The organism is Sphaerotilus montanus (assembly GCF_013410775.1).
In the GTDB taxonomy this organism is placed as follows: domain Bacteria; phylum Pseudomonadota; class Gammaproteobacteria; order Burkholderiales; family Burkholderiaceae_C; genus Sphaerotilus; species Sphaerotilus montanus.
Genome location: NZ_JACCFH010000001.1, coordinates 340090 through 366481, shown reverse-complemented (window position 1 = coordinate 366481; position 26392 = coordinate 340090). Strand labels below are relative to the sequence as shown.

The 26392-nt window shown below is 68.1% G+C and carries 30 protein-coding genes and 1 tRNA gene; 22 read left to right on the top strand and 9 right to left on the bottom strand.

Annotation, left to right across the window (positions count from 1 at the left end; all coding sequences use genetic code 11):
- Positions 1-5: 5 nt before the first annotated feature.
- The 13 genes from BDD16_RS01630 (at position 6) to BDD16_RS01570 (ending at position 11555) form a co-directional block, all read left to right on the top strand.
- A complete protein-coding gene (locus tag BDD16_RS01630) occupies positions 6-311 on the top strand; it encodes an STAS domain-containing protein (RefSeq protein ID WP_179632325.1) in 306 nt (101 codons plus the stop codon).
- On the top strand, positions 308-2362 hold the full coding sequence (locus tag BDD16_RS01625; protein WP_179632324.1) for a chemotaxis protein CheA: 2055 nt from the start codon (positions 308-310) through the stop codon (positions 2360-2362). Before BDD16_RS01630 ends, BDD16_RS01625 begins: the two co-directional genes overlap by 4 nt.
- Positions 2363-2431: 69 nt before the next feature.
- Complete coding sequence (locus BDD16_RS01620; protein ID WP_179632323.1) at positions 2432-4627, top strand: methyl-accepting chemotaxis protein; 2196 nt, start codon at positions 2432-2434, stop codon at positions 4625-4627.
- Positions 4628-4642: 15 nt separating this feature from the next.
- Positions 4643-5164 carry a chemotaxis protein CheW gene (locus tag BDD16_RS01615; protein WP_179632322.1) on the top strand — a complete coding sequence of 174 codons (522 nt, stop codon included), beginning with the start codon at positions 4643-4645 and terminating at the stop codon, positions 5162-5164.
- Between the two features lie 21 nt (positions 5165-5185).
- A complete protein-coding gene (locus BDD16_RS01610; RefSeq protein ID WP_179632321.1) occupies positions 5186-6007 on the top strand; it encodes a CheR family methyltransferase in 822 nt (273 codons plus the stop codon).
- Positions 6004-6468, top strand: a complete 465-nt coding sequence (locus tag BDD16_RS22885; protein ID WP_179632320.1) for a chemotaxis protein CheD — start codon at positions 6004-6006, stop codon at positions 6466-6468. Before BDD16_RS01610 ends, BDD16_RS22885 begins: the two co-directional genes overlap by 4 nt.
- Positions 6465-7520 (top strand): chemotaxis-specific protein-glutamate methyltransferase CheB, encoded by a 1056-nt coding sequence (gene cheB, locus BDD16_RS01600; RefSeq protein WP_179632319.1) that lies wholly within the window; start codon positions 6465-6467, stop codon positions 7518-7520. Before BDD16_RS22885 ends, cheB begins: the two co-directional genes overlap by 4 nt.
- Positions 7521-7774: 254 nt before the next feature.
- Positions 7775-9136 (top strand): tyrosine-type recombinase/integrase, encoded by a 1362-nt coding sequence (locus BDD16_RS01595; RefSeq protein WP_179632318.1) that lies wholly within the window; start codon positions 7775-7777, stop codon positions 9134-9136.
- A gap of 47 nt (positions 9137-9183) precedes the next feature.
- On the top strand, positions 9184-9507 hold the full coding sequence (locus BDD16_RS01590) for a type II toxin-antitoxin system RelE/ParE family toxin (RefSeq protein ID WP_179632317.1): 324 nt from the start codon (positions 9184-9186) through the stop codon (positions 9505-9507).
- Entirely contained in the window at positions 9504-9794 is a 291-nt protein-coding gene (locus BDD16_RS01585; protein ID WP_179632316.1) for an addiction module antidote protein, read from the top strand. The genes BDD16_RS01590 and BDD16_RS01585 overlap by 4 nt, the downstream gene beginning before the upstream one ends.
- Before the next feature lie 9 nt (positions 9795-9803).
- Entirely contained in the window at positions 9804-10136 is a 333-nt protein-coding gene (locus BDD16_RS01580) for a HigA family addiction module antitoxin (RefSeq protein WP_179632315.1), read from the top strand.
- Between the two features lie 82 nt (positions 10137-10218).
- Positions 10219-10524 carry a hypothetical protein gene (locus BDD16_RS23240; protein ID WP_310732763.1) on the top strand — a complete coding sequence of 102 codons (306 nt, stop codon included), beginning with the start codon at positions 10219-10221 and terminating at the stop codon, positions 10522-10524.
- Positions 10521-11555 (top strand): plasmid recombination protein, encoded by a 1035-nt coding sequence (locus tag BDD16_RS01570; protein WP_179632314.1) that lies wholly within the window; start codon positions 10521-10523, stop codon positions 11553-11555. The genes BDD16_RS23240 and BDD16_RS01570 overlap by 4 nt, the downstream gene beginning before the upstream one ends.
- Here the strand turns inward: BDD16_RS01570 and BDD16_RS01565 are convergent.
- The gene (locus tag BDD16_RS01565; protein ID WP_179632313.1) at positions 11485-12441 is read right to left on the bottom strand and encodes an IS1595 family transposase; all 957 of its coding nucleotides are present in this window, start codon (positions 12439-12441) and stop codon (positions 11485-11487) included. The two genes, BDD16_RS01570 and BDD16_RS01565, sit on opposite strands and share 71 nt — an antisense overlap.
- Before the next feature lie 299 nt (positions 12442-12740).
- Here BDD16_RS01565 and BDD16_RS01560 point away from each other — a divergent pair, with 299 nt between their 5' ends.
- The 8 genes from BDD16_RS01560 to BDD16_RS01525 all read left to right on the top strand — a co-directional run bounded on the left by BDD16_RS01560 (position 12741) and on the right by BDD16_RS01525 (position 15996).
- The gene (locus tag BDD16_RS01560) at positions 12741-12959 is read left to right on the top strand and encodes a hypothetical protein (RefSeq protein WP_179632312.1); all 219 of its coding nucleotides are present in this window, start codon (positions 12741-12743) and stop codon (positions 12957-12959) included.
- On the top strand, positions 12956-13192 hold the full coding sequence (locus BDD16_RS01555) for a helix-turn-helix domain-containing protein (protein ID WP_179632311.1): 237 nt from the start codon (positions 12956-12958) through the stop codon (positions 13190-13192). Before BDD16_RS01560 ends, BDD16_RS01555 begins: the two co-directional genes overlap by 4 nt.
- Positions 13185-13499 carry a helix-turn-helix domain-containing protein gene (locus BDD16_RS01550; protein WP_179632310.1) on the top strand — a complete coding sequence of 105 codons (315 nt, stop codon included), beginning with the start codon at positions 13185-13187 and terminating at the stop codon, positions 13497-13499. The genes BDD16_RS01555 and BDD16_RS01550 overlap by 8 nt, the downstream gene beginning before the upstream one ends.
- Positions 13496-14080 carry a hypothetical protein gene (locus tag BDD16_RS01545; protein ID WP_179632309.1) on the top strand — a complete coding sequence of 195 codons (585 nt, stop codon included), beginning with the start codon at positions 13496-13498 and terminating at the stop codon, positions 14078-14080. Before BDD16_RS01550 ends, BDD16_RS01545 begins: the two co-directional genes overlap by 4 nt.
- A 299-nt stretch (positions 14081-14379) precedes the next feature.
- Entirely contained in the window at positions 14380-14571 is a 192-nt protein-coding gene (locus tag BDD16_RS01540; protein ID WP_179632308.1) for a hypothetical protein, read from the top strand.
- A gap of 710 nt (positions 14572-15281) precedes the next feature.
- Positions 15282-15491 carry a hypothetical protein gene (locus BDD16_RS01535; RefSeq protein WP_179632307.1) on the top strand — a complete coding sequence of 70 codons (210 nt, stop codon included), beginning with the start codon at positions 15282-15284 and terminating at the stop codon, positions 15489-15491.
- Between the two features lie 2 nt (positions 15492-15493).
- Positions 15494-15826, top strand: coding sequence for a hypothetical protein (locus BDD16_RS01530; RefSeq protein ID WP_179632306.1), 333 nt, complete (start codon positions 15494-15496; stop codon positions 15824-15826).
- Positions 15823-15996, top strand: coding sequence for a hypothetical protein (locus tag BDD16_RS01525; RefSeq protein WP_179632305.1), 174 nt, complete (start codon positions 15823-15825; stop codon positions 15994-15996). The genes BDD16_RS01530 and BDD16_RS01525 overlap by 4 nt, the downstream gene beginning before the upstream one ends.
- 806 nt (positions 15997-16802) lie before the next feature.
- Here the strand turns inward: BDD16_RS01525 and BDD16_RS01520 are convergent.
- From BDD16_RS01520 to BDD16_RS01485, 8 genes are all read right to left on the bottom strand, one after another.
- A tRNA-Thr gene (locus tag BDD16_RS01520) sits at positions 16803-16878 on the bottom strand.
- Positions 16879-16906: 28 nt separating this feature from the next.
- Entirely contained in the window at positions 16907-17935 is a 1029-nt protein-coding gene (locus BDD16_RS01515; RefSeq protein WP_179632304.1) for a class 1 fructose-bisphosphatase, read from the bottom strand.
- An 80-nt stretch (positions 17936-18015) separates the two neighbouring features.
- The gene (pepN, locus tag BDD16_RS01510; protein ID WP_179632303.1) at positions 18016-20670 is read right to left on the bottom strand and encodes an aminopeptidase N; all 2655 of its coding nucleotides are present in this window, start codon (positions 20668-20670) and stop codon (positions 18016-18018) included.
- A 16-nt stretch (positions 20671-20686) separates the two neighbouring features.
- The gene (locus BDD16_RS01505) at positions 20687-21340 is read right to left on the bottom strand and encodes an HAD family hydrolase (protein WP_179632302.1); all 654 of its coding nucleotides are present in this window, start codon (positions 21338-21340) and stop codon (positions 20687-20689) included.
- A 48-nt stretch (positions 21341-21388) separates the two neighbouring features.
- A protein-coding gene (gene prfB, locus BDD16_RS01500; protein WP_179632301.1) for a peptide chain release factor 2 occupies positions 21389-22493 on the bottom strand; the annotation gives its coding sequence in 2 pieces (ribosomal slippage) (positions 21389-22411 and positions 22413-22493; 1104 coding nt in all).
- 68 nt (positions 22494-22561) lie between these two features.
- Complete coding sequence (locus BDD16_RS01495) at positions 22562-23551, bottom strand: alpha/beta fold hydrolase (protein WP_179632300.1); 990 nt, start codon at positions 23549-23551, stop codon at positions 22562-22564.
- A 4-nt stretch (positions 23552-23555) separates the two neighbouring features.
- Positions 23556-24347 (bottom strand): 2OG-Fe dioxygenase family protein, encoded by a 792-nt coding sequence (locus BDD16_RS01490; RefSeq protein WP_179632299.1) that lies wholly within the window; start codon positions 24345-24347, stop codon positions 23556-23558.
- A gap of 4 nt (positions 24348-24351) precedes the next feature.
- Entirely contained in the window at positions 24352-25206 is an 855-nt protein-coding gene (locus BDD16_RS01485) for a DMT family transporter (protein ID WP_218897653.1), read from the bottom strand.
- A 116-nt stretch (positions 25207-25322) separates the two neighbouring features.
- Here BDD16_RS01485 and BDD16_RS01480 point away from each other — a divergent pair, with 116 nt between their 5' ends.
- Positions 25323-26387, top strand: coding sequence for an aldo/keto reductase (locus BDD16_RS01480; protein ID WP_179632297.1), 1065 nt, complete (start codon positions 25323-25325; stop codon positions 26385-26387).
- Positions 26388-26392: the final 5 nt, after the last annotated feature.

Sequence of the window (26392 nt, the reverse complement as noted above, 5' to 3'; positions counted from 1 at the left end):
GCGCGATGGAACCCAGTTTCTCGCTGCCTGCGGAGCTGACCGTCTACACGGTCGGCGAGCTGTTCCCGCAATGCCAGGTCTGGATGCACGCCGACGCGCGGCCCGGGCTGCCCGTGCAGGCCCGGGACGTCACCGAGGTGGATGCCGCCGGGGTGCAGCTGCTGCTGTCCTGGTCCCGGACCCTGGTCGCGGGGCAGCGCCGCCTGCACCTGGTCGAGCCGAGTGACGTGCTGGTGGCGGCCTGCGCTGCGCTGGGTGCCGATGGTCTGGTCCGGCCGCACCATCCGGCCATCGAAAAGGGGTTCCCATGAGCCACCAGGACACCGACGACGAGCTGGTCCGTGCGCTGCTGCCGGCCTTCATCGACGAGGCCAATGCCCAGTGCGATGCGCTGGAGCAGCTGCTGCTGCAGATCGAGGATGCACCCGATGACCGCGCACTGCTGGATGCCCTGTTCCGCTGTGCCCACACCATCAAGGGCTCGGGGGGCATGTTCGGACAGGAGGGCATCGTCCGCTTCACCCACCACGTCGAAACCCTGCTGGACCGGCTGCGCGAAGGCCACCTGGCGCTGACACCGGCCCTCATCACGCTGCTGCTCCGGAGCAACGACGTGATGCGCGAGCTGGTGCGGCTGGCCCGGGACCAGCAGGCCGAGACGCCCGAGACGGCCGGTGACCGCGAGCGGCTGGTGGCCCAGCTGCAGCAGGCCACCGCGGGCGGTGCTGCACCAGTGGTGGCCGTCGCCGTGGCTGCGCCAGCCCTGGCCGAGCGGCCGCCTGGGGCGGTGGCGCCTGTGGGTCGCCTGCCGCGGTGGCAAGTGGCTGTCCGGTTCGGCATCGACGCCTTCCGCCACGGCATCGAGCCGCTCAATCTGCTGAACTATGTGGGCGGTCTGGGGCGGGTTTCCGGCATGCGCTGCGACCCGGCAACCGTTCCCCTGTTTGACGCCTTCGACCCGGAGAGCTGCCACCTCGCGTTCACGTTCGACCTCGATACCGAGGCGTCCCGGGACGAGATCGCGCGGGCCTTCCAGTTCGCCCTGGACGATTGCGAGCTGGCCATCACCGAGGCGGGCGCCCCACCTCCCTACCCGGTCGAGGCGATGCCCGTGCCGCAGGCCATGCACAAGCCGCAGCCGCCGCGCCCGGCAGGCCCGGCCTCGGGCACGGTCGACGACAGCGGGTTCATCCGCGTGCACGCCGACCGGCTCGACGAGGTGATCAACCTGCTGGGCGAGCTGGTGATTGCGGGTGCGGGGGCCTCGATGCTGGCGCGGCAGACCCGCCAGCGCAGCCTGGTCGAAGCCAACCAGCAGGTGACACGGCTGATCGAGGGCGTCCGCAACAGCACGCTGAAGCTGCGCATGGTGCCCATCGGCGAGACCTTCGCGCGCTTCCGGCGCGTGGTGCGCGACACCGCGGCCGAGCTGGGCAAGGAGGTGGCGCTGGAGATCGTCGGCGGCGACACCGAGCTGGACAAGGCCATGGTCGACCGCATCGCCGATCCGCTGATGCACCTGGTGCGCAATGCCATGGACCACGGCCTGGAGACGGCCGCGGAGCGCCTGGCCTGCGGCAAGCCGGTGCAGGGCACGCTCACCCTCAACGCCTGCCACGAGTCGGGCAGCATCCTGATCCGCATCGTCGACGATGGCCGCGGCATCCAGCGCGACAAGGTGCTGCGGCGCGCGCGGGAGCGCGGGCTGGTGGAGCCTGGCGTGGTGCCGCCGGACGAGGCCATCCTGGACCTGATCTTCGCGCCGGGTTTCTCCACTGCAGAGCAGGTCACCAACCTCAGCGGGCGCGGGGTCGGCATGGACGTGGTGCGCAGCAATGTGCAGGCGATGCGCGGCTCGGTCACCATCCAGAGCGAGCCGGGGCAGGGCGCCTGCATCGAGATCCGCCTGCCGCTCACGCTGGCCATCATCGACGGCTTTCTCGTGGGCGTCGGGCAGTCCAAGTTCATCTTCCCGCTGGACGCGGTGGTGGAGGTGATCGCCAGCCGCGACGCCGTGACCACCGTGGACGCCCGGGGCCGCTGCTGTGTCGAGTTGCGTGGCCAGGTGCTGCCGGTGGTTGATCTGCGCAGCCTGTACGCCCTGGACTTTCCCCCACCGGAACGCAGCAGCGTCGTCGTGGTGCGCGCCGGTGCGCGCCGCTACGGCGTGCTGGTGGACACGCTGCTGGGCCAGCACCAGACCGTGATCAAGCCCCTGGGCCTGATGCTGCGCAGCCTGCGCGGCGTGTCCGGCTCGTCCATTCTGGGCACCGGCGAAGTCTCCCTGATCTTCGACGTGGGCTCCCTCGGCCAGCTGGCCGCCACCTCGCGCGCGGGCTCCGGCCGCGTTCCAGCGGCTTGACGGTGACGTGCCGTCGATGACCGCCACTGCCATTGCCACCGATCCCTCTCGGACCTGTAGGAGACGCACATGACCCAGTCCCAACCTTCCTGGCTTGCCCGCACCTTCGCAGGCGACGAACTCTCCCGCCTGCAGGCGGACCTGGAGGCCGAGGTCCGCGCACGCGCCGAGGTCGAACAGGCCCTCGCGGACATGAAAGGCCGGCTGGCCACCGTGGAGTCCGAACTGAAGGTGCGCACCGACCTCATGAATGCCGCCAGCCTCGTCTCGGAAACCGATCGGCAGGGCGACATCCTGAGCGTCAACGAGAAGTTCATCGAGGTGTCGAAGTTTCGCCGCGAGGAACTGGTCGGGCAGGCGCACAGCACCACGCGCCACCCCGACATGCCCAAGGAGACCTTCAAGAAGCTGTGGCAGACCATCGGCCGCGGCGAGGTGTTCCAGGGGGTCATCAAGAACCGCGCCAAGGATGGCTCGCCCTACTACGTGAACGCGGTGGTGGCGCCGGTCCCGGGCGAGAACGGCAAGCCGGTCAGGTTCATGGGCATGCTCCATGACATCACCGACGCCGAGCTGGTCCGCCAGAACTACCTGGGCACGCTGTCGGCGATCGACGCCGTGTCGGCCTACATCGAGTTCGATCCCCAGGGCAACGTGACCTCGGCGAACCAGAACTTCCTCGCGCTCATGGGCTACCGCATCGAGGAGATCGTCGGCAAGCACCACCGCATCTTCATGGACCCGGCGCAGGCCACCCTGCCGGCCTACGCCGATTTCTGGCGCGACCTCGGCCAGGGCCGCGCCCAGAACGATGTCTTCAAGCGCGTGAACCGCGCCGGGCAGCCGGTGTGGATCCGCGGCATCTATGCGCCGATCCGCGACGAGATGGGCCGTGTCACCAAGGTGGTCAAGATCGCCTCCGACGTGACGGCCGAGGTGAACATGACCCAGATGCTCAGCCAGTCGGTGGAGCAGGCGCAGGCGGTGACGGCGGCGGCGATGCGGGGCGATCTGTCGCAGCGCATCCCGCTGGACGGCAAGAGCGGCGCGGTCAAGGTGCTCTGCGAAGGGGTCAATGCCCTGGTGGAGACCACCGCGACGATCTTCGGCGACATCGGCCGGATGATGGCAGCCCTGTCTGCCGGCGACCTGTCGCAGCGCATCGAGCGCCGCTACGAGGGCACGTTCGCCCAGGTCCGCAACGACGCCAACACGGCCAGCGACAAGCTGGCCGCCATCATCGAGGACGTCGGACGTGTCTTTTCCGGCCTGGCCGAAGGGGATCTCACCCAGCGCATCACGCGCGAGGCCGATGGCGTGTTCAACCAGGTGAAGCAGGACGCCAACAGCAGCGCCGACAAGCTGGCGATGGTGATCGAGGAGGTGCGCGCAGCGGCCAACGCCCTGACGGGAGCAGCGGGGCAGGTGAGTGCCACGGCGCAGTCGCTGTCGCAGTCGGCCAGCGAGCAGGCCAGTTCGGTGACCCAGACGACCGCCTCCATCGACGTGATGTCGGTGTCCATCACCCAGAACAGCGACAACGCCCGGGTGACCGACGTGATGGCGACCAAGGCCAGCAAGGAGGCCAGCGAAGGCGGCGCCGCAGTGACGCAGACCGTGACGGCCATGAAGCAGATCGCGCAGAAGATCAGCATCATCGACGACATCGCCTACCAGACCAACCTGCTGGCACTCAACGCCGCCATCGAGGCCGCCCGCGCGGGCGAGCATGGCAAGGGCTTCGCGGTGGTGGCCGACGAGGTGCGCAAGCTGGCCGAACGCAGCCAGGAAGCGGCCAAGGAAATCGGTGATCTGGCCGCCGACAGCGTCTCCACCGCCGAGCGTGCCGGCAAGCTGCTCGACGAGATCGTGCCCTCCATCCGCAAGACCTCCGATCTGGTGCAGGAGATTGCCGCGGCCTCGCAGGAGCAGAGCCAGTCGGTCAACCAGATCAGCGGCGCCATGGGCCAGCTCAGCAACGCCACGCAGATGAATGCGTCGGCGTCCGAGGAACTGGCCGCCACGTCGGAGGAGTTGTCCGGCCAGGCCGAGCAGTTGCTGGAGTCCGTGGCCTTCTTCAGCCTGGACGGCGGGCAGGCTGCGTCCGCCGCACCCCGCGGCCGGTCCGACTATTCCGCCGCAGCCGTGGAGCGCCGGGCCCCCAACTCGCCGATGCGTGGGTCGGCGGCGCGTCCGTCCAGGGGGGGCGCTGCCCCTGCACCAGTCCTGGGCACCGGGACCCGCGGCAACTTTCGCCCCTACTGAACCCGGGAGCAGCAGATGAACCAACAGGCAACGGCCAGCGGCACGGCGCCGGCGCAGTACCTCACCTTCTGGCTGGGGGACGAGGTGCTGGGCATGGACATCCGGACCGTGCGCGAGATCATCCAGTGCGGCCCGATGGCCACCGTGCCGCTGATGCCGAAGTTCCTGCGCGGAGTGATCAACCTGCGCGGTGCCGTGGTGCCGGTGATCGACCTCAACGCGCGCTTCGGACGCCCGGTGACCAAGGTGGGCAAGAAGAGCTGCATCGTCATCTTCGATGCGGTGCGCTCCGGAGAACGCGCCGAACTGGGGCTGCTGGTCGATGCGGTGAGCGAGGTCATCAAGATCGGCGCCGAACACATCGAGCCACCACCGGACTTCGGCGCCACCGTGCGCCGGGACTTCATCCGCGGCATCGCCAAGCTGGGGCCGCGCTTCGTCATCCTGCTGGATCCCGACCGGGCGCTGGACGTGCAGGAAATGGCCGACCTGTGCGAGTCCGCCCAGGACGCCGTGGCGCCGGCGCCTGCATGGTGAACGACCAGGGTGCCTGCTCCCATGCCGGAACTGAGTGACGCCACCTACCGCCAGATCGCCGCCCTGATGCACGAGACGGTCGGGCTGTCGTTCAGCGACAGCAAGAAGGCGCTTGTCAGCGCACGTCTGTCGCAGCGTGTGCAGCAGCTGTCGCTCGACAGTTTCGACGCCTACCTGGGCCGCATCACCACCGATGCGGATGCGGCCGAGTTCCAGGTCGCGGTGGACCTGCTCACGACCAACGAGACCTACTTCTTCCGCGAGCCCCAGCACTTCGAACTTCTGGAGCAGGAGCTGAACAGACTGCGGCCGCAGTCGCTGTCGGTGTGGAGTGCGGCCTCGTCGTTCGGGGACGAGGCCTACAGCATCGCCATGCTGCTGTCGGATCTGCAGCAGCAGGGACGGCTGGGCAGCGACTGGTCGATCCTGGGCACCGACATCAGCGACCGCGTGCTGCGCAGCGCCCGGCAGGCGGTCTACCCGGAGGCGCGGCTGCGCTTCGTGTCGCCGCAGCGACTCAAGCGCTACTGCCTGCGCGGCGAAGGCGAGGCCGAGGGCCTGGTGCAGATCCAGGACCGTCTCGCCGAGCGGGTGCAGTTCGGCCAGCTCAACCTGTGCCGGCCCATCGAGCCGCTGGGGCCGTTCGATGTCGTGTTCCTGCGCAACGTGCTGATCTATTTCGACAGCGACACCAAGCGTGCCGTGGTGGACCGGGTGCTGGCGCTGCTGCGTCCGGGCGGGCTGTTCTTCATCGGAACCGCCGAGTGCCGGGTGCCCTGCGCGACCCCCTTGCAGTCGCTGGCGCCCGGGGTGTTCCGCAGGCTGCCCGGGCCTGCGCGGTGACGGCCCCGCGTGTGGTGACCTTGCACCCGGGGGACGTGGCGGTCGGGGTGCGCGGGGACCGGCTGGAAACCCTGCTCGGCTCCTGCGTGGCCATCGTGCTCACGGATCCGCGTCGCACGGTGGGGGCCATGTGCCACTTCGTGTACTCGGGCCCTTCGGCGCAGACCACTCCGGTTTCCACTGCACAGGCGGACCAGGCACTGGCGGCCATGGCGCAGCGGCTGCAGGTCCGCGGCATCGCGGTGCCGTTCTGTGATGCCTATGTCGTCGGTGGCGGCAACATGTTTCCAGAGATCGTGTCCGGCGCCAGCGTGGGCGATGACAACGCGCAGTGGGCCCTGCGGACACTCGCTGCGCAGGGCGTGCGGGTGTTGTCGGTCGATGTGGGCGGGCGTGTGTACCGCCGGCTGCGCTGGACCGTCGGCCCGCAGGCGCCGCAGATCGAGGCCGTGCCGTTGTGAGCACGCGCGCCGCCATCCGGCTCTTCGTGGTCGACCACTCGGCCATCGTGCGCCAGTCCCTGCAGCAGTTGTTGCGGGACGATCCGGAGATCGTGCTGATGGGCAGTGCGCCCACGCCGCAGCTGGCCGTCCCGGTGCTCCGCAGAACCCCGCCGGACGTGCTGCTGCTGGACATCGATATCCCTGGCGGCGATGTGCCGGCCTTCCTGCGGCTGCTGCGGGACGAGATGCCGATTCCGACGGTCCTGTGTACCAGTCTGGGCGAAGAACGCAGCCCGGCGGCGCTGGAGGCGCTGGCTGCAGGGGGCGTGGCGCTGGTCGCCAGACCGTGCCAGGGGGTCCGGCAGTTCATCGAGGCGTCCCGCCAGGAACTGGTGCAGACCGTCAAGCGTGCGGCCCGTCTGCGCCCGCGCCATGCGGACCCTCCGTCCGGTGCCTTGGCCACCACCGCCAGCGGGCGGTTTCCAGGCCAGGACCGGCCTGTCCTGATCGGTGCGTCCACCGGAGGCACCCAGGCGATCGAGGCGGTGCTGCGGGCCTTGCCCGGTGACAGTCCGGGCATCGTCATCGTGCAGCACATGCCGGAGAAGTTCACGGCCATGTATGCGCAGCGCCTGGACGCCGCATGCGCCGTGCGTGTGCGCGAAGCCCGGGACGGTGACCGGGTGGAGCGGGGACTGGCCCTGATCGCGCCCGGCGGACGGCATCTGCAGCTGCGCCGGGCGGGGGGACAGTATTTCGCCGTGGTCCGGGATGGTCCGCCCGTGAACCGCCACAAGCCCTCGGTCGACGTGCTGTTCCAGTCCATGGCCGAGTGTGCCGGGCAGGATGCGCTGGCGATCCTGCTCACCGGGATGGGCGACGACGGTGCCCGCGGCATGAAGCAGCTGCACGACCGTGGTGTCCGCACCCTGGCCCAGGACGAGAAGACCTGCGCCGTCTTCGGCATGCCGATGGAGGCCATCCGGCTGAACGGGGTGAATGAGGTGCTGCCCCTGTCGCAGGTTGCAGGGGCGATCACGCTGTTCGACCGACGCGGCGGCTCCGAGTAGCCCCAAAGCACAACGGGTCAGCGCCTTGTGAGCGCTAACCCGTTGATTTTATTGGTGCCGGAGAAAGGAGTCGAACCCTCGACCTTCTCATTACGAATGAGCACAAGTGCGTATTTCGGGGTGTTGTTGCGTGTTGATGCGAGAGGTTGATTCCTTGTAAATCAAGCACTTACGCTGTTCATGGTGTTGATGCGTATGCATGCCGATTGATAATCTGTGGCTACGATGTGGCTACGATTTTTCAAGAGGGCACCATGACCGACCCGACGCACTTCGAGTTCACCCGCACCCGCGTGGATGCCGCGACCTGTCCAGAAGGGAGGGAACAGGCGTTCTTCTGGGACACCCGCCAGCCCGGTCTAGGCTTGCGGGTTGCATCTGGTGGCCGTAGAACCTTCATCTTCGAGGCGAAGCTGGGCCGGCAGACCATCCGAATGACCATCGGCCCCGCGTCCATGCCTATCCGCGTCCCGAAGGACCGCAAGGGCAACCCGACCGGCCCCGGTGCTGATGGCGAGGCGCTGAGGCTGATGGCCTTCATCAAGGCCGGCACCGACCCCCGCGCAGAGAAGGCCGCGACCATCGCCCGCGACACTGCCGACCGAGAAGCCGCTGCCGTGGTGCGCGCCCGCGATTCCGTGACGGTGGGCGAGGCATGGGCGGTCTACCTGGAAGCGCGCCGCTCGAAGTGGTCGCCCAGGTCCTACTTGAACCACACCCGCATGGCCGCGCCCGGTGGCGAGCAGCGCCAGCGAGGGGCAGGGAAGACCGTAGCCGCCCCGCTGGCCGCGCTGCTGCCCCTGCGCCTGTCCGAGTTGAACGCCGACGTGCTGGCCGCGTGGCTGGACCGGGAAGCCGCCGAACGCCCCACCGCCGCGTCGTCCGCCTTCCGGCTGGTGCGTGGCTTCATCCGCTGGGCTGGCGAGCATCCAGAGTACCGCGCCCTGATTGCCCCGGACGCCTACCGCTCGAAGGCCGTCAGCGAGGCCGTGCCGCCCTCGAAGGCGAGGGAGGGCGACTGTCTGCAGCGCGAGCAGTTGCCCCTGTGGTTTAAGGCTGTGCGCGAGCTGGCGAACCCGGTTCACGCCGCCTATCTGCAGACCGCCATCCTGACCGGCGCACGCCGCGAAGAATTGGCCGCGATGCGCTGGGAGAATGTGGATTTTCGATGGTGCAGCATCGCCATCGCCGACAAGGTGGAAGGTGCTCGCGTCATCCCGCTGACGCCCTACGTGGCCCGCCTGCTGGCCGCACTGCCCAGGCGGAACGAATGGGTGTTCTCAAGTCCGACCGCCGCCGATGGCCGGCTGAAAGAACCACGTACCGGGCATGAGCGTGCCCTGGCCGCTGCTGGCCTGCCTCACCTGTCGATTCATGGCCTGCGCCGTTCGTTCGGGACGCTGTGCGAGTGGGTCGAGATGCCTGCCGGCGTCGTGGCGCAGATCCAAGGGCACAAGCCGAGCGCCACGGCAGAGAAGCACTACCGCCGCCGATCGCTGGACCTGCTGCGCATGTGGCATACCCGCGCAGAGGCGTGGATGCTGGAACAGGCCGGCATCGAGCAACCGAGCGTCAGCGGAGAACCGGGCGCGTTGCGTGTGGTGCATTCCCGATGATGCACATTGAACTGTATGTGAATAGTGGTATCTTATAAAGCACCATCATGGAACTGAGAACCTACACCACGGCGGGCGATGTCGCGCCCTTCAACGAGTGGATGAAGTCCCTGCGCGATGTCCAGGCCCGCGCCCGAATCCGTGCCCGGCTTGCTCGGGTGCAGGCGGGCAACTTCGGCGACTGCAAGTCGCTGCGGGATGGTTTGCAGGAACTGCGCATCGACCACGGCCCCGGCTACCGGGTGTACCTGAGTCGGCAAGGTTCGGTGCTGGTGCTGCTGCTGTGCGGTAGCGACAAGAGCGACCAGGACACGGCCATCCGGCAAGCCTTGGTCTACCTGAACGACTGGAAGCAACGAGGTCAGCCATGAACACCCGTGACAAAAGCTACGAAGACGACTTGCTGCAGGCCCTCACCGACCCGCAGGAGGCCGCCGCCTATATCGACGCCGTGATGGAGTTGGAAGACCCTGCAGCCTTCTCGCTGGCACTGCGGCAGGTGGCGAAGGCACACGGAATGGCAGAAGTGGCCCGCCGCGCCGAGCTGGGCGAAAAGACGCTGTTCCGCTCGCTGGGCGAGAACGGGAACCCGACGCTGGCGACACTGCAGAAAGTGCTTCACGCAGTCGGCCTGCGTCTGAGCGTTCAGCCGGCTTGAGGTGTGGGGATGGGGCACATGTTCAACCCGCCGCACCCTGGCCTGACGCTGCGGGATGACGTGCTGCCGGCGCTGGGTCTGAGCCTCGCAGAAGCCGCGAAGCAGTTGGACGTGTCCCGTGCGTTGCTGTCTCGGGTGGTGAACGGCCGGGCCGCCATCTCGCCCGACATGGCCCTCCGCCTTCAGGCGTGGCTCGGGGTGGATCGCGGTGGTGACGCCCGGCTGTGGCTGGCGCTGCAGGCCGAATACAGCCTGTGGCACGCCGAGCAGCGGCTGAAGGACATGCCGCTGAACGTGCAGCGCGCACCGACTGAACTGGCGCATGGCGTGGTGAAGGGGTGAGCGTGTCCGCCGCCTGATTTCCTTATCAACAAGTGCGCCGGAAAAATGGGGGTAAGCGCCGATCAACGGGGGTAAATAGTTCGTGTCCACCGCACAACAACGCGGCAGACACATGCAAAACCAATCTCATCCTCAAGTTGACGCAGCGCACGCCGCACCCCTCAAGACTTGGACGTCCGCCGATGGCGTGAAAGTCATCCCGATCGAACTGGAGACGCGATCGCACGTCGATACCGCGACGGCTGCTGCGCACCTGCTGCGCAAGGAGCAAACGCTCAGGGCGTGGGCGATGCGAGAAAACGGACCAATAAGGCCGGTTCGCATCGGGGTCAGGTTGGCGTGGCCGGTGGCCGAAATTCGCAAGCTGCTGGGCGAGAGTGTCGAATGAGCGCCGCCGCCTTCCTGCGCGTCAAGAAGCTGACCGGGGCCGGCATCGTCAAGGTTGCGGCGATGCACAACCGTCGCGCCATCGTCGCCGAGCTTGGAGCCGGTGGCTGCATCGACGCGAGCCGCTGCGCCCTGAACGTCACCATGGAAGGCCCGGACACGCCCCAGGCCGTCGCAGAGCTGGCGCAGGGCCTCATGGATGCCGCGGGTGTGGGCAAGCTGCGCAAGGATGCCGTGCGGGCCGTGGAAGCGGTTTTCAGCCTGCCGCCTGACGGTGGAGGGGTTGACCATGCCGCGTACTTCTCCCGGTGCATCGAGTGGGCGAGTACAGCCTTCGGCCCGGTGCTGTCCGCCGACGCGCACCACGACGAAGCCGCGCCCCATCTTCATGTCCTATGCCTGCCGCTGGTGGATGGCCGCATGGTGGGGTCTGATCTTGTGGGCGGCCCTGCCAAGCTGCGGGCGCTGCAAGCCGGATTCCATACCGCTGTGGCTCAGGGTTTCGGCCTGAAGCGTGGCGCCGCGAAGCTGTCTGGACGGAACCGCGCTGGTACTGCCGCCGCCGTGCTGGCGCACCTGCGCGCCATCGGTGACCCGGCGATGAAGTCGGCAATGTGGCCGGCAATCCGTGACGCAATTGAACGTGACCCGCGCCCGTTCGCGGAATCCATAGGGTTCGACGTGACCAGCGCCAGCGCGGCACCGAAGCCGGCGAAGAGCTTCACGTCCATCATGGTCAGCCGGGGCAAAGGTGCCCGGACCCACGCCGAAGCCGACCGCCGCGACCGTGCCTTGATGGGTCGAAAGCCTATAGGGTTCGAGGCTGTCGGCGAGGCGCTGGAAGTGGTCGAAACCAGCCCTATACAGACCCCTGTGAAAACGGGAACCCTATGCTCTGTAGGGTTCTCCCCGGCAAAGGGTTCTCCAACGCACACCAGACCGCCCGCAATGGGCCACCTGATTAGCAACGATCCTCAGCATTCCCCCGAACGACCCGCTGAGCCCGAGGCTTGCACCGCGCGACATCGATGATGAGCCGAGCCACCAGCCCGCGCAGGTCGAACCGGCGGTTGAAGCGGTAGGCGAACGCTGCCAGATAGCTGCTGGCGTACTTGGGGTACTTGAACGCATGGAACGCACCCGACAACGTCGTCTTCAGGTTGCCCAGCACCGTGTTGACCCAGGTGAACTCGGGCAGCTCGCGCGGCTTGCGCTGGCCCACCACGATCGGCGTGTGCAGGCAGCCCGCGCTGGTGACCGCGGCGAAGCACCCCAGCCCGTCGCTGACCACCCGCGTTCCCGGCATCAGCGCCGCCTGCGCCCACTGGCCCACCGCCTCCAGCGTGAAGCCGCTCACCGGCGCGAGCTTGACGTACTGCGGATGCCCCTGGTCATCGACCGAGACCGCCGCCACGAACGGCACCTTGTTCTCCGAACCCCGGCCCGCCTTGCCGCCGCTGCGCTCTCCGCCAAGGTAGGCATCGTCGAGCTGCACCGTGCCGTCGAGTCGGTACTGGTCCACCCGCTCGGCCATCGCGTGCATGATCTTCTGGTGCATCAGCCACGCCGTCGGGTAGCTCACGCCCACCTGCCGCTTGAGCGCCAGCGCCGACAGTCCCGTCTTGGCCTGGCTGAGCAGGTAGATCGCCAGGAACCACGTCTTCAGTGGCAGCTTGGTGCTGGCGAACAGGCTGCCCGCGGTCAGCGATGTCTGGTGGCGGCAGCCGTTGCACTGGAACAGCTTGCGCGCCCCGTGGCCCACCACGTAGTGCGCCGCACTGCCGCAGCGCGGGCACTCGAAGCCCTGCGGCCAGCGCGCCTGCTTGACCGCCTCGGCGCATTGCTCTTCCGTGCCGAAGCTGGCCATGAACTCTGGCAGCGACATCCCCTGCTGGAACTGGATTCGGTTCATCGGCATGTGCTCGCTCCTGCGCTTGGTCTGTCTTCTACGCTACGCCTGATCGTCAGTTGGCACCTTGCTGAGAATCATTGCTAATCAGGATGGGCCATGTCGAAGGGGGGGCAGTGTGACCATTTCAGCACTCGCACAGGCCGTCATCAGCGAGCTTCAGCGCCGCGCAGACCCGGCTACCAGGTCCGCCGCATGGCCCGGTGTTGTGGCTGCAATCCGTATCGACCCGCGGCCTTTCGCCCGGCGCCTTGGCCTGCTGGAGACGGCGCCGCGCAATGGTCGAGTTGTTCACTGATCGCTGCGCCGTGACAGCCGTCCTGACCCGATCGCAGCGCCGCATTCTGGCCCGCAAGATCATTTCGACGATGGTGCGCCGCGGTGACCAGGTGATCGCCACGAAGGCATGGCCGGGGGTCAAGGTGGCCGTCCAAGCCGATCCGATGCGGTTCATTGAGGCGCTGGCCGGTGAAGCCGGAAAACGCACCGACGCGCCACTGCGCGCAAGCCGGACGATTGGCCCATGAACTCAACCGAAACGGCAACCGGGGCCGAAAGCCCGGATGAGGCGCTGACGACTGAGCAAGTCGAAGAGCTGTGCGGCGTGTCGAAACGGACTTTGCTGAAGTGGCGCCGAACCGGCGTGCTGCCGGCCGAGTGCCTGCCACGAAACATCCCGCGCACCCGCCGCCTGCGCTGGCCTGCCGCCGCGATTCGGCGGTTCGCTGCTGGCACGACCGAGGGGGTCGATCATGCGTGACCTTCGCATCCTGCCGAGCACAGGAACTGGCGCCCGGACTGCGCTTGCCGAACTGGCTTCCGGCGCGAAGCTCGATCAGCGCCGATGGCTCGCTGCCGGGCGAGGCTGGCGTCTGGCGGCCCGAATCACGGAGTTGCGGCTGTGCGGCTGGCGCGTCCAGGCGGATCGGTGCATCGAGACGGAGGCGGGTGGCCGTGCTGCGGTCTACGCCCTGTCGGCCGAAGAGCAGCGCATCGCCAGCGACATGATGCGCGAGCAGGCCGAAGCGATAGCGCGATCGGTGGCGCTGGTCGGGGGGGCGGCATGATCGGCCGCCGCAACAAGCCGGTGGGCATCGCGTTCGTCTTCCCTGATCGGGTCGCCGTGGAGGCCGTGCGCGCTGGGGTCGATAGTCCTGATGCGCTCCGCGCTGCCGGTACCGCGCTGGCTGGGCTACAGCGAGCCGTGGAGGCGCTTGATCGGCGCGCCGTGCTGGCGCTGGTCGGCGGCGATCTGGCCGAACTGGAGCGGCTGGCCGGGCTGCCGGCTGTGGTCGCAGAGTTTCAGCGCCGCGTGGGCGACGAGCTGGCCCGTGACGGTGCGGTGCGGCTCAAGTTCGATTCCGCTGCCCGCGATCTGATCGAGCAGGCGACGAGTGCAGAGCGGGTGCTGGCGGTAGAAACGGCACGCGACCGGGCGAAGCTGGATGACCGCCTGGTCAAACTTCGGCTGGCCGGCGTCGACGAGGGTGACATTGGCCGCCTGACCGATGCCGCCACACCAGATCGCGCCGCAGATCAGGCGCGAGTCGATGCGCTGAAGGCCGAAGCCGAGCAGGCGCGCGTCTACTTGGGCCACCCGCTGCGCCCGGCCGCACTGCTGCCGCAGAGCATCGCGCCGAAGGTCTGAGACGACGCTCAGGGGGCCGGCGATGACGCGGGCGAGGTGGTCGAGGGTGAATTCATATCGCATCCCCGAATGCTGCCATTCGGTCGGCAAAGTTGCGCCATCGCCTTCGATCTTGTTCTAATCGTGTGCTTACGTGTGCTTACGTGTGCTAAATATGTGCTTAGATTGCGCCGCGGAAATGTTCACCTTATGCTGTGCTGGCGCTGCAGGCTGTTGAGGTTCCGGCAAGGTTCTAACAAGGGTTTGCGCGTGCCGAAGCGGCCGGCGTCGTGCCGCATGACTTGACCACAAGGTGTGAGATGGAAGCGATCGAAGTTCAATGGATGGCGGCGTGCGTTGCCGATCTGGTCAAGGCCGAGCGCGCTGCCGAGCGTCTGGAGGCGCAGGTTCGGGCGCTTGCAGCGGCTGGCGCGTTGCCGGCTTGCGTCGTTGCGCTGGTGCAGCGCGTGGTGGACGAGATCGGGGGTGCGTGCATCCGGGTCGGGGTCTGACTGCACGGGGCACCCTCACCGAAGGGCGCCCGCCTTCCTGGCTGAAACCGGGTTCTCACCAGATTTGAAAGAAAGCCCCCCGCAAGGTCTGGCGCTGGCAGCAGATTTGCTGGCAGCAGATTTGCCCTGAGTTACGGGATGCGGTGCCAGCGAGTTACAGGGTAGAACGCCGATAAGTGCCGTCAATTAGCGATAACATTCAATTATCGCTAGTAAAGAAACACACAAGTACCGTGCAAGCCCATGAAGCAGCCGGGACCAGCGAAGGGCGCGCCACGTAACCCGAAGGGGTGGCCGGCTGAAGGGTGTCGTTTCAACCGACGCCACCTGCCCCCTGCAGAATCAACGACTTGACCCCCAATCCAACCGTGAACCACGGATGCGCAACGGTGAACCATGGCGGGATGCTCCCGAACCGGAGCATGGCGCGCTGCTGGCGCTGGTCAGCGCAGATCGTGTACGATTGCGCCGTCACTGCACATCGGTGACACGGGTTTGGAAGCCCGGTAGCTAGGCGCAGTAGCCGCGCCACTCAGGTAGCGGCTTTTTCACGTCCCTGACGTGCTGCGCGCATGGTTTCGTCTATGGCGGGCCGTGCAGGGAGGGCGCAAGCCCTGCCGGTCCTAGCCCGGTCTTCCAACCCCGCACGGTCTGCCACCCCTGTTTGGAAGCGGGGGAGGCAGGTTCAAGACCTGCTAGGAACCTTCGCCATGAACACCCCCACGACCGCCCCCCGGTCTGTCCTGCGCCTGCCGGTGCAACCTGCCCCCCGGCCCGCACCGTTCCCCCTCTACAACCGCGCCTTCATGCTGCACATCGGCCGCAAGCTGGCCGCCAGTGATGCCACCCGCCGCGCCGAACTGCGCGCCCGTGCCTTCGAGGCCGTGGCCGCTGACCGCCTGACGACCGGGAGGGCTTGAGCATGGACACCATCATCAAGACCAGCCCGAACGCGGCTGGTGACGCCGCGGCATTGCCCGATGTTGCCGACGATGCCGAGCGGCTGGCCGTGGCCGGTCAACTGCTGGCCGATGTGGCGCAGCACATCGCAACCGCCCGCGCCATGCTGCGCGAACTGGCCGACACCGACGCGGTTCACGGAGTCGGTGAGCTGCTGGCCGTGGCTGGCTGGCTCGCTGACTTCGGCGCAAAGCTGGCCGGCGAGCCCGGTCAGTCCGGCGACCCTGCGGACTGGTTCATGCGACCGACCACCCGCGCCGCCGTTGACGCGCTGGGCATGAGGGGGCAGGGATGACCGCCGCCACCTTCCACGACCCTGACCACCCCGAGCGCCTGCTGGTGCTGGTGGCAGACGTGCCAAGCCTGCCCGGCTGGGTGCTGGTGCGACCTGTCGGGGACGACCGGCCCGCCGCTGCGTTTCGTGCGCTGCTGGCTGACCTGACGCCCGCCACGCCCCCGCCGTGACCACCGCCCGGTGCTGACCGGGCAACCCCACCACCAACCGCGAGCAGCGCCAGCAATGGCGCTGCTGGCCCCTCTACGTCTGTACGTCCCGCGTGCTGGTCCTTGGACTTGTGACCAGCGCATCACGGCTCGGCTCGGCAGGAGGGTTTTCAAGGCGCCAGAGCGGACACCATCCGAAGCGCCACCCAAAGGCGAAAGCTCGAACGGGGGATGGACGGCACCAGTGCCGTGAATCGAGCCGCTGCACGCTGCTGGAAGGCGGGCAGCCCGGATAAGCCGCCCATTCCGTCCTACGGGCAAGGCGACGACCCGGCAAGCCCTGAACCTGCTGCACTGCGGGTCAGGGGAAAGGCTTGCCGGAGTCACCAACCCTTCGAGCCTTGAGCAACACCGCAGAGCGGAGGGAATCAAGTCACCGATGCGCAGCGAGCCGGCGCAGACGCTGCCCAGGCGCACCAGAGAGGGAAGTCTTTCAATCGGTCTTCCCGCGGAGGCAGTGAGGCCCGCCCGCGGATCGGTGGCGCCAGCCACATGCACCCCGTTGCCAAGCGAGACGACCTGATTTCAATTCAGGCTCGCCCACTACGAATGTTTCGTGGTGGGCGGGCTTCCTCAAGTTGAGGACACCCCCAAGCGGTTTAGCCTGGAAGAGCGCCGACCATCTGGAGGTGCTGCGCGAGATGGTCCGGGCTGGCGCTGGTGCCGAGCCGACCGGCTACGGGTTCACCGTGGCTACGATGTGGCTACGGAAGGCCTACAAAGCACAACGGGTCAGCGCCTTGTGAGCGCTAACCCGTTGATTTTATTGGTGCCGGAGAAAGGAGTCGAACCCTCGACCTTCTCATTACGAATGAGCTGCTCTACCAACTGAGCTACACCGGCTAAAGAACGATATTGTAGCAGCGTTCTTTTATTCTTGGGAAGGGGTCTGTGCAGATTCCAGGTGGTATTCCGTCACGCGCTGCACTTCGTTCTTCGAGCCCAGGATCACGCTGACACGCTCGTGCAGCTTGGTCGGGCCCAGATCCATGATGCGCTGGTGGCCGTTGGTGGCCATGCCGCCAGCCTGCTCGACGAGGAAGGCCATCGGGTTGGCTTCGTACATCAGGCGCAGCTTGCCCGGCTTGGCCGGTTCACGCTTGTCCCACGGATAGAGAAACACGCCGCCGCGGGTCAGGATGCGGTGCACGTCGGCGACCATCGAGGCCACCCAGCGCATGTTGAAGTCCTTGCCGCGCGGGCCTTCCTTGCCGGCCAGGCACTCGTCGATGTAGCGCTTCACGGGCTCGTCCCAGTGGCGCATGTTCGACATGTTGATCGCGAATTCCTTGGTGTCGGCCGGGATCTGCACGTTCTCGCTGGTCAGCACCCACGAGCCCGTCTCGCGGTCGAGCGTGAACATCGCGACACCGTCGCCCACCGTCAGCACCAGCGTGGTCTGCGGTCCATACACGCAGTAGCCGGCGGCCGCCTGGAACTTGCCCGGCTGCAGGAAGTCCTCTTCGCTCACGCCGCGGTTGTGGCCGACCTTGCGCAGCACCGAGAAGATGGTGCCGATCGAGACGTTCACGTCGATGTTGCTGGAGCCGTCGAGCGGGTCGAACAGCAGCATGTATTCGCCCTGCGGGTAGCGGTTCGGCACGACGTGGATGTCGTCCATTTCTTCGGACGCCATCGCCGCGAGGTGGCCACCCCACTCGTTGGCCTCGATCAGCACCTCGTTGGAGATGATGTCGAGCTTCTTCTGGACTTCGCCCTGCACGTTCTCGCTGCCGGCCGAGCCGAGGACTTCGCCGAGCGCGCCCTTGTTGACGGCGATCGCGATGCGCTTGCAGGCGCGGGCGACGACTTCGATCAGCAGGCGGAGCTGGCCGGGGATGTGGCCGTGCTCGCGCTGCTGCTCGACGAGGTACTGGGTGAGGCTGATGCGTTTGGTCATGAAGCTGTGCCGGCTTGGCAGCCGGATCGGGAGTTACAGGAGAGTTTCAGGGACTGTCCCGATCCTAACTTCTCCAGATTTCAGTCAGCCAACGCGCGCGTGACGATTTCGCGCGTATCGCCGGACAAGTCCGTCTTCGCGGCAATTCGCTCGATCGCCGTACGTGCGTGGCTGCGGAATGGCTCGGCCAGCGCACGCCAGCGGTCGAGCGCCCGGGCCATGCGCGAGGCCAGCTGCGGGTTGAAACCATCCACTTCCTGCACCTTGTCGGCCCAGAAGGCATAGCCGGCGCCGTCGGCACGGTGGAAGGCGCCCGGGTTCAGCTGCGTCATCGTCAGCAGCAGGCTGCGGGCGCGGTTGGGGTTGCGCAGCGAGTAGTCGGGGTGCCGCGCCAGCACCTTGATTTGTGCGAAGACCTGGCCGTCCTGCTCCGGCGCGGTGGCCTGCAGCGCGAACCACTTGTCGATGACCAGCGCTTCGCCGCTGAACATGGCGTGAAACCGCTCCAGCGCCGCACCCGCCAGCGACGAGCGGCCGTGCACCAGCGCCGCCAGTGCGCCGAGTCGGTCGGTCATGTTGCCGGCGTCCTTGAAGCGCTGCAGCGCCTTGCCCTGCCAGAGCGGCTCGCCATGGGCGACACCGTCAAGCACCAGCATGTTCAGCGCCAGATTGGCCAGCGCGCGCCGGCCGCACGACACCGGGTCCGGCCGGTAGCCGCCAGTCTGGCTGTTCTGCTCCCAAGCCGTGACCCAGTCGGCGTGCAGGCTGCGGGCGAGCTGGGCGCGCATCGATTCGCGGGCGGCGTGGATCTTCTGCGGGTCGATCGGCTCGCCGGCTTCGGCCATGCGCTCGGCCAGATAGCCCTCGCTTGGCAGCGTCAACACGAGTTCCTTGAACGCGGCGTCCAGCGCCGGGTCGTTCAGCACCGAGCGCAGGGCCGAGACGAAGGCCTCGTCGAGCACCAGATCGCCGCCCTGGCGTACCGCCGCGAGCAGCCGCTGCACCGCCAGCCGCTGACCGGCCTCCCAGCGGTTGAAGGCGTCGGTGTCGTGGCCGAGCAGCGTGAACAGTTCGGCCTCGCTCGCATCCCATTCCAGGATCACCGGCGCCGAGAACCCGCGCAGCAGCGATGGCACGGGCGCCGCAGTCAGGCCGTCGAAGGTCCACGACTGCGACGCGGTGTCCAGCACCAGCACGCGGTCGGTGCCCGTGATCGGCTGACCGGCCGCGTCGAGCAGGCCCATCGCCACCGGGATCACGAACGGCTGCTTGAGCGGCTGCCCCGGCGTGGCGGGCGTGTGCTGGCTCAGCGTCAGCGTGTAGCGGCCGGTGTCGGCGTCGAAGCTGCCTTCGGCCTTCAGGCGCGGCGTGCCGGCTTGGGCGTACCAGTGCTTGAACGTGTCCAGTCGCTCGGCGAGTGCGCTGCCGTGGTTGGCGTCGGCGATGGCCTGCGCGAAATCGTCGCAGGTCACGGCCTGGCCGTCATGGCGCGCGAAGTACAGGTCCATGCCCTTGCGGAACCCGGCGCGACCGACCAGCGTGGCCATCATGCGCACGACCTCGGCGCCCTTGTCGTAGACGGTGGCGGTGTAGAAGTTGTCGATGGCCTGGTACTGGTCCGGGCGCACCGGATGCGCCATCGGGCCGGCGTCTTCCGGGTACTGGCTCTGGCGCAGCTGGCGCACGTCCTCGATGCGCTTGACCGCGCGCGCCGAGGCCACGCCCGCCATGTCCTGGCTGAACTCCTGGTCGCGGTAGACGGTCAGCCCTTCCTTCAGGCTCAGCTGGAACCAGTCGCGGCAGGTGATGCGGTTGCCGGTCCAGTTGTGGAAATATTCGTGGCCGACGACGCTCTCGACATTGCCGAAGTCGATGTCGGTCGCGGTGGCGGGGCTGGCGAGCACGAACTTCGTGTTGAAGATGTTCAGGCCCTTGTTCTCCATCGCGCCCATGTTGAAGTCGCTGACGGCGACGATCATGAAACGCTCCAGATCCAGCTTCAGCCCGAAGCGCGCCTCGTCCCACGCGATCGACGCGATCAGCGAGTTCATCGCGTGTTCGGTCTTGTCGAGGTCACCGGCACGGACGTAGACCTGCAGCGTGTGGTCCTGGCCCGAGCGGGTGCGGATCTTCTGCTCGCGGCAGACCAGATCGGCGGCCACCAGTGCGAACAGGTAGCTCGGCTTCGGATGCGGGTCGCTCCAGACGGCGTAGTGGCGGCCCTTGGGCAGCTCGCCGGACTCGACCAGATTGCCGTTGGACAGCAGCATCGGGTAGAGCTTCGCGTCCGCGCGCAGCGTCACCTTGAAGACCGCCATCACGTCTGGCCGGTCGGCGAAGTAGGTGATGCGGCGGAAGCCCTGCGCCTCGCACTGCGTGAAGAAGCCGCCCCCCGAGGTGTAGAGCCCCGAGAGCTGGGTGTTCTTGCCCGGCGCGCAGGTGTTGCGGATCTCCAGCGCGAAGGGCTCGGCGGGCAGCTTCTCCAGCACCAGCTGGCCCGCGTCGAAGTGGAAGGACACGCTGTTGCCGTTGACCAGCACGCGGGTCAGCGTGATGTCCTCGCCGTCCAGGCGCAGGGGCTCGCCGGGGCGGTCGGCGTTGGGCTCGACCTGCATCCGGCTGATGACCAGCGTCTTGGCCGGCTCCAGCTCGAAGGTCAGATCGACCGAGCGGATCCAGTGGCTCGGCGCGACATAGTCCTCGCGCCGTGTCAGGGTGACGGTACCTTCACGCATGGCTTGTCTCTTGTAGTCAGCCCAGGCTGGGCGGCAGGGTGTAATCGGTGAAATCGGCGATCGACTGGAGCACGTTGTCGTAGCCCGCGAAGGCTTCCGCCGGCAGCGTGGTGGTCAGCACGACCGCCGCCATGCCGCCATTGCGCGCGGCCTCGATGCCCAGCGGCGCATCCTCGAAGACGAGGCACTGCGCGGGGTCCACCCCCATGCGGCGCGCGGCTTCCAGGAAGATGTCCGGGTGCGGCTTGCCGCGCAGGCCGTCGGCGGGACTGGTGACGGTGTCGACCAGCGCGCCCAGCCCGAAGCGGGCGAAGGCGATCGCGATGTTCTCGGGCGGTGCGGCGGTGCAGATCGCGATCTGCAGCCCACGGGCGCGGCCCTGCGCGATGACCTCGCGGGCGCCGGCGATCAGGGTCAGCTCCCGCTCGGCGATGGCGCGGTAGAGGGCCTCCTTGCGCGCGGCCATGGCCAGGCGCTCGGACTCGGCGCTCTCGGGAAAGAGGTCCAGGAGGATCTCGAGGTTGGTCCGCCCGGCGGTCGCGGCGAAGAAGCCGGACTCGTCGTAGGGCAGCCCCATCTCGGCATGCCAGAGTGCCCAGGAGCGCTCGTGCAGCGGCATGCTGTCGATCAGGGTGCCGTCCATGTCGAACAGCAGTGCGGCCAATGTCATCGAAATTCCCCGGATGGACCGGATCACCGGCAGGTGATCCTGCTCCTGTTACAGACCCTGTTTCAGGCTGGCCTCGATGAACGCATCCAGGTCACCGTCCAGCACCTTCTGCGTCGCCGAGATTTCCACGTTGGTGCGCAGGTCCTTGATGCGGCTGTTGTCCAGCACGTAGGAGCGGATCTGGTGGCCCCAGCCGACATCGGTCTTGGTGTCTTCCAGCTTCTGCTGCTCTTCCATGCGCTTGCGCATCTCGTGGTCGTACAGCCGCGAGCGCAGGCGCTTCCACGCCACGTCGCGGTTGCTGTGCTGGCTGCGGCCGTCCTGGCATTGCACGACGATGCCGGTCGGAATGTGCGTCAGGCGCACCGCCGAGTCGGTCTTGTTGATGTGCTGGCCGCCCGCGCCCGAGGCCCGGAAGGTGTCCGTGCGCACGTCCGACGGGTTGATGTCGATCTCGATCGAGTCATCGACTTCCGGGTAGACGAACAGCGAGGCGAAGCTGGTGTGCCGGCCGCCCGACGAGTCGAACGGGCTCTTGCGGACCAGGCGGTGCACGCCGGTTTCGGTGCGCAGGTGGCCGAAAGCGTAGTCGCCCTCGACCTTGATGGTCGCGCTCTTGATGCCGGCGGTGTCGCCTTCGGTGATGTCCTCGACCGTGGCGGTGAAGCCCTTGCGCTCGGCGTACTTCAGGTACTGGCGCAGCAGCATCGAGGCCCAGTCGCAGGCTTCGGTGCCACCGGCGCCGGCCTGGATGTCGATGAAGCAGTTGAGCGGGTCGGCCGGGTTGTTGAACATCCGGCGGAATTCGAGCTTCTCGACGGTGTCGCGCAGGGCGGCGGCTTCGGTCTCGATGGTGGCCAGCGAGTCGAAGTCTTCCTCGTCCTTCGTCATCTCGAAGAGTTCGGTGTTGTCGGAAATCTGGCTGGTCAGGTGGTCGATCGTGCCGACGACGGTTTCCAGCGTGCGCTTTTCCTTGCCTAGTTCCTGGGCGCGCTTCGGGTCGTTCCACACCGCGGGGTTTTCCAGCGCGGCGTTGACTTCTTCCAGTCTCAGGCCTTTGCGTTCGTAGTCAAAGATACCCCCTTAGCGCGTTCGTGCGCTCGCTGAGGTCTGCCAGGGTGTTGCCGATGGCGTTGATGCGTTCGATGTCCATGGTCGCTCGATGTCCGGAAAGGCGCGATTTTGGCATGGACCCATCCCCATGGCCGGGGCCGCCGCTGATCAGGTCGTGTAACCGGGCTGGCTGCCGAGGTGGCCTGCGACCAGTGCGGCCAGCGCGTCCGGCTGGTCGTGGTGCAGCATGTGGCCGCAGGGGCTCAGCAGGTGGCGCACGAGCCGCGGCACCACCGCCAGACGTTCCTCGAAATCGGCCCGCGGGTAGCGGTTGCCCCACCACTTGCTGACATCGGTCTGGTCGCCCTCGACCCACAGCACCGGGGCCGTGATGCGCGTCCAGCAGGCCAGCACCTCTTCCTTGCGGTAGAGCGCCGGGTTGACGTGCTTGTGCGCCGGGTCGCCCAGGATTGCCCAGCGGCCGGCCGCGTTGCGCGCCGACCAGTGGGGTGCCAGCCAGTCGGCGAAGTCGGGGCGCAGCAGCGGGTTGTTCTTCATCAGCCGGGCGGCGACGGCGTCGAGGCTGTCGTAATCGCGCATCTCGGCCGGTTCGCGCAACTGGTCGAGCCACTGCGCGTAGCGGCGCGGGGCCTGGTCGGGCGTGCTCTGGGGCAAGCCGAAGCCTTCGAGGTTGACGAGCCGGCGGATGCGCTCCGGTCGGATGCCGGCGTACATCATCACGACGTTGCCGCCCATGCTGTGGCCGACCAGATCGATGGGCGGCAGGGCCTGCAGTCCGAGGCCGGGCGAGCAGAGCAGGGCGTCGAGGTCGCCGAGGTAGTCGGGGAACCAGTAGGTGTCGGTGCCGGGGGCCGCGGCGGTCCGGCCGAAGCCGCGCCAGTCCGGGGCGATGACGTAGCGCGGCGGGCCGCCCGCCTCGCCCAGCGCGTCGAGGGCGTCCACGACGAACTGGAACGACGCCCCCACGTCCATCCACCCATGCACCAGCACCAGCGGTGGCGTCTCGGGCGTGACCATCGACGGATCGCCCCAGACCATCACGTGGTAGCGCAGACCACGGAGGGGCACGAACAGCGAGCGCGCGGCGCGGCGCGGGAGGTAGGGCGAGGGCAGCGAGGGGGTGGCGGGCGGCGTCATGCCCTCACTGTACGGGCTGCGGCGGATCCTGGAAGTCGCCGGCGCGATAGGTCAGCACCAGCGTGTCGCGCCAGCCGGCGGCGCCATCCGGCTGGATCGGCGTGCTCTCGTGGACCACGCACGGGTCGTCGAGCAGCAGCGCGCTCCAGGGCTGCTCCAGCGTGAAGCGCACGCCGTGCGGGCCGTCCGCCTGGAACACGCGCGTCTCGCCGCCGACCACACCTTCGCGCGCCACCAGCAGCACGGCCACGAAGTTGACACCGTCGCGGTGGGCGCCTTCCGGGGTGGGCCGGCCGACGCCGCCGGTCGTGTCGATGCGGAAAGGGTGGGCCTCGATGAACCAGCGGCCGTCGAAGGGCGGCTCGCTGGGCGTGTCGTGCGCGGCTGCGGCGAAGATCTCTCCCAGTCGCTGCACGACGGCGAGGAAGGCGGGTGACGCGGCCATGGCCGGGGCGAGTGGCGCGAAGTCGCGCAGCATGCCGCCGTGCAGGGCGTTGTAGGTGGTCGGTTGCCAGTGCGGGCGGTGCGGCACGGCGGCAAGCAGGCCGGCGCGGGTGTCCTGCACGAAGCTGCCGTGGCGGCGGCGGCGGTAGCGGCCGCCGTCCTTGAGGTGCTGGTCGGGTGGCAGGTCGTGCCAGAACGGATCGAGGCCGTGCAGCGCGTCGAGCGGCACGCCGGCCGTCACGGCCAGTGCGTCGGGTGCCAGGCGCACGAAGCCCTGGGCGCGCAGGTGGTCGGCGGCGTGGGCGCTCTCGGGGCCGGTCAGCGCGTCGGGATGGGGGAAGGTGGGGAGCATCCGGTCATTCTGCCTTGGCCGGTTCTGGCTGCCATTGCGCCAGCACCATGGCCGCACAGATCAGCAGCGCGCCCAGCCAGCCGCGCAGGCCGAGCTGCTCGTTCAGCATCACCCAGCCGCCGAGCGCCGAGAACAGCCCCTCGCTGCTGTAGATCACCGCCGCGTGCGAGGCCACGGCGTCGCGCTGCGCGATGACCTGCAGCGTGTAGGCGATGCCGATCGACAGCGCCCCGCCCCAGGCGATCGCGCCCCAGGCGTGCAGCAATCCGTCCACGGTGATCGTCTCGCGCCCGAGCGCCACGGCCAGCGACAGCACGCCCGCCACGAGGTACTGCAGCACCGACAGCCGCAGCGGATCATGCCGCCGCGCCAGGTGCCCGACCAGCAGCATGTGCACCGCCCACATCAGCGCGCCGCCGAGCTGCAGCCAGTCGCCGGCCGCGATGGTGGCGTCGGCCTTCACGCTCAGCAGGTACATGCCGGCCGTGGCGATGGTGACGGCGGTCCAGGCCTGGCGCGACACGGTGGCCCCGCCCAGCCGCATCAGCACCGGCACCAGCACGACGTACAGGCCCGTGATGAAGCCGGCGTTGCTGACCGAGGTGCCCAGCAGCCCGACCTGCTGCAGGTTGATCGCGACGAAGAGCACGGCGCCCAGCAGCGCCCCTGCGCCCAGCACGCCCGTGCTCGGGTGCAGCGGCACCGACGCGAACGGCCCGCCGCGCCACCACCACAGCGGCCCGACCAGCGCGGCGCCCAGCAGCATCCGGGCGGCGGTGTAGGTGAACGGCCCGACTGTCTCCATGCCCATCTGCTGCGCGACGAAGGTCGAGCCCCAGATGGCGGCGGTCAGGAGCATGAGGAGGTCGGTGCGCAGCGCGGAGCGGGTCGCGGGCAAGGCGGCGGTGGAAAGCGAAGAAACAGTCATCCCCCTAAGATAGCCGATCCATCCAGCCGTCTCCGGAGACCACCCGCATGCAATCCGTCACCCTCGGCCGCAGCGATCTGCGCGTCACCCCGATCTGCCTCGGCACCATGACCTTCGGCGAGCAGGTCGACGAGCCGACCTCGCACGCCATCCTCGACCGCGCGCTCGAGCTGGGCATCGACTTCATCGACACCGCCGAGATGTACGCCGTGCCGCCGCGGCGCGAGACCTTCAACAAGACCGAAACCATCCTCGGCAACTGGTTCGCCAGCCGGCCGGAGGCGCGCCAGAAGGTGGTGCTCGCGACCAAGGTGGCAGGCCCGTCGCGCGGCATGCCGTGGATCCGTGGCGGCAGCGCCGACCTGACGCCGGACGACATCGTCGCCGCCTGCGAGGGCAGCCTGCGCCGCCTGCAGACCGACGTGATCGACCTGTACCAGATCCACTGGCCGGTGCGTTCGGTGCCGGCCTTCGGTGCCACCTACTACGACCCGACCCGCCGCGACCAGCCCGGCAGCAGCATCGAGGCCCAGCTCGAAGCGCTGCAGCGCCTGGTGCGCGATGGCAAGGTGCGCGCTGTCGGCCTGTCCAACGAGACGCCGTACGGGGTGTGCGAGTTCATCCACGTCGCCGAGCGGGCCGGCCTGCCGCGCGTGGCCACGGTGCAGAACGCCTACTGCCTCGTCAACCGCGTGCCCGACAACGGCCTGGACGAGGCGATGCACCGCCACGACGTGTCGCTGCTGGCCTACTCGCCGCTGGGCTTCGGGCTGCTGACGGGCAAGTACGACGCGAACGGGCTGCACGATCCGCAGCACCAGCCGGGCCGGCTGGCGCTCTTCGACAGCATGAAGAAGCAGCGCTGGGCCCGCCCGGAAGCGCTGGAGGCCGCCCGCGCCTACAACGCGCTGGCCCGCGACCACGGGTTGACGCCGACCCAGCTGGCGCTGGCCTTCTGCTACCGGCGCTGGTCGGTGGCCAGCACCATCATCGGCGTGACCAGCGTGGCGCAGCTCGAAGAGGACGTGGCGGCCTGGGACGTGCAGCTCGGCCCGGAACTGCTGGCGCAGATCGACGCGCTGCGCCGACAGCACGGCGATCCGGCGATCTGACGCCG

Coding starts and splice junctions, on each gene's coding strand:
- BDD16_RS01630 (WP_179632325.1), top strand. CDS start 6: ATGGAACCCAGTTTCTCGCTGCCTGCGGAGCTGACCGTCTACACGGTC.
- BDD16_RS01625 (WP_179632324.1), top strand. CDS start 308: ATGAGCCACCAGGACACCGACGACGAGCTGGTCCGTGCGCTGCTGCCG.
- BDD16_RS01620 (WP_179632323.1), top strand. CDS start 2,432: ATGACCCAGTCCCAACCTTCCTGGCTTGCCCGCACCTTCGCAGGCGAC.
- BDD16_RS01615 (WP_179632322.1), top strand. CDS start 4,643: ATGAACCAACAGGCAACGGCCAGCGGCACGGCGCCGGCGCAGTACCTC.
- BDD16_RS01610 (WP_179632321.1), top strand. CDS start 5,186: ATGCCGGAACTGAGTGACGCCACCTACCGCCAGATCGCCGCCCTGATG.
- BDD16_RS01595 (WP_179632318.1), top strand. CDS start 7,775: ATGACCGACCCGACGCACTTCGAGTTCACCCGCACCCGCGTGGATGCC.
- BDD16_RS01590 (WP_179632317.1), top strand. CDS start 9,184: ATGGAACTGAGAACCTACACCACGGCGGGCGATGTCGCGCCCTTCAAC.
- BDD16_RS01585 (WP_179632316.1), top strand. CDS start 9,504: ATGAACACCCGTGACAAAAGCTACGAAGACGACTTGCTGCAGGCCCTC.
- BDD16_RS01580 (WP_179632315.1), top strand. CDS start 9,804: ATGGGGCACATGTTCAACCCGCCGCACCCTGGCCTGACGCTGCGGGAT.
- BDD16_RS01570 (WP_179632314.1), top strand. CDS start 10,521: ATGAGCGCCGCCGCCTTCCTGCGCGTCAAGAAGCTGACCGGGGCCGGC.
- BDD16_RS01565 (WP_179632313.1), bottom strand. CDS start 12,441: ATGCCGATGAACCGAATCCAGTTCCAGCAGGGGATGTCGCTGCCAGAG.
- BDD16_RS01555 (WP_179632311.1), top strand. CDS start 12,956: ATGAACTCAACCGAAACGGCAACCGGGGCCGAAAGCCCGGATGAGGCG.
- BDD16_RS01550 (WP_179632310.1), top strand. CDS start 13,185: ATGCGTGACCTTCGCATCCTGCCGAGCACAGGAACTGGCGCCCGGACT.
- BDD16_RS01545 (WP_179632309.1), top strand. CDS start 13,496: ATGATCGGCCGCCGCAACAAGCCGGTGGGCATCGCGTTCGTCTTCCCT.
- BDD16_RS01540 (WP_179632308.1), top strand. CDS start 14,380: ATGGAAGCGATCGAAGTTCAATGGATGGCGGCGTGCGTTGCCGATCTG.
- BDD16_RS01535 (WP_179632307.1), top strand. CDS start 15,282: ATGAACACCCCCACGACCGCCCCCCGGTCTGTCCTGCGCCTGCCGGTG.
- BDD16_RS01530 (WP_179632306.1), top strand. CDS start 15,494: ATGGACACCATCATCAAGACCAGCCCGAACGCGGCTGGTGACGCCGCG.
- BDD16_RS01525 (WP_179632305.1), top strand. CDS start 15,823: ATGACCGCCGCCACCTTCCACGACCCTGACCACCCCGAGCGCCTGCTG.
- BDD16_RS01515 (WP_179632304.1), bottom strand. CDS start 17,935: ATGACCAAACGCATCAGCCTCACCCAGTACCTCGTCGAGCAGCAGCGC.
- pepN (WP_179632303.1), bottom strand. CDS start 20,670: ATGCGTGAAGGTACCGTCACCCTGACACGGCGCGAGGACTATGTCGCG.
- BDD16_RS01505 (WP_179632302.1), bottom strand. CDS start 21,340: ATGACATTGGCCGCACTGCTGTTCGACATGGACGGCACCCTGATCGAC.
- BDD16_RS01495 (WP_179632300.1), bottom strand. CDS start 23,551: ATGACGCCGCCCGCCACCCCCTCGCTGCCCTCGCCCTACCTCCCGCGC.
- BDD16_RS01490 (WP_179632299.1), bottom strand. CDS start 24,347: ATGCTCCCCACCTTCCCCCATCCCGACGCGCTGACCGGCCCCGAGAGC.
- BDD16_RS01485 (WP_218897653.1), bottom strand. CDS start 25,206: ATGCTCCTGACCGCCGCCATCTGGGGCTCGACCTTCGTCGCGCAGCAG.
- BDD16_RS01480 (WP_179632297.1), top strand. CDS start 25,323: ATGCAATCCGTCACCCTCGGCCGCAGCGATCTGCGCGTCACCCCGATC.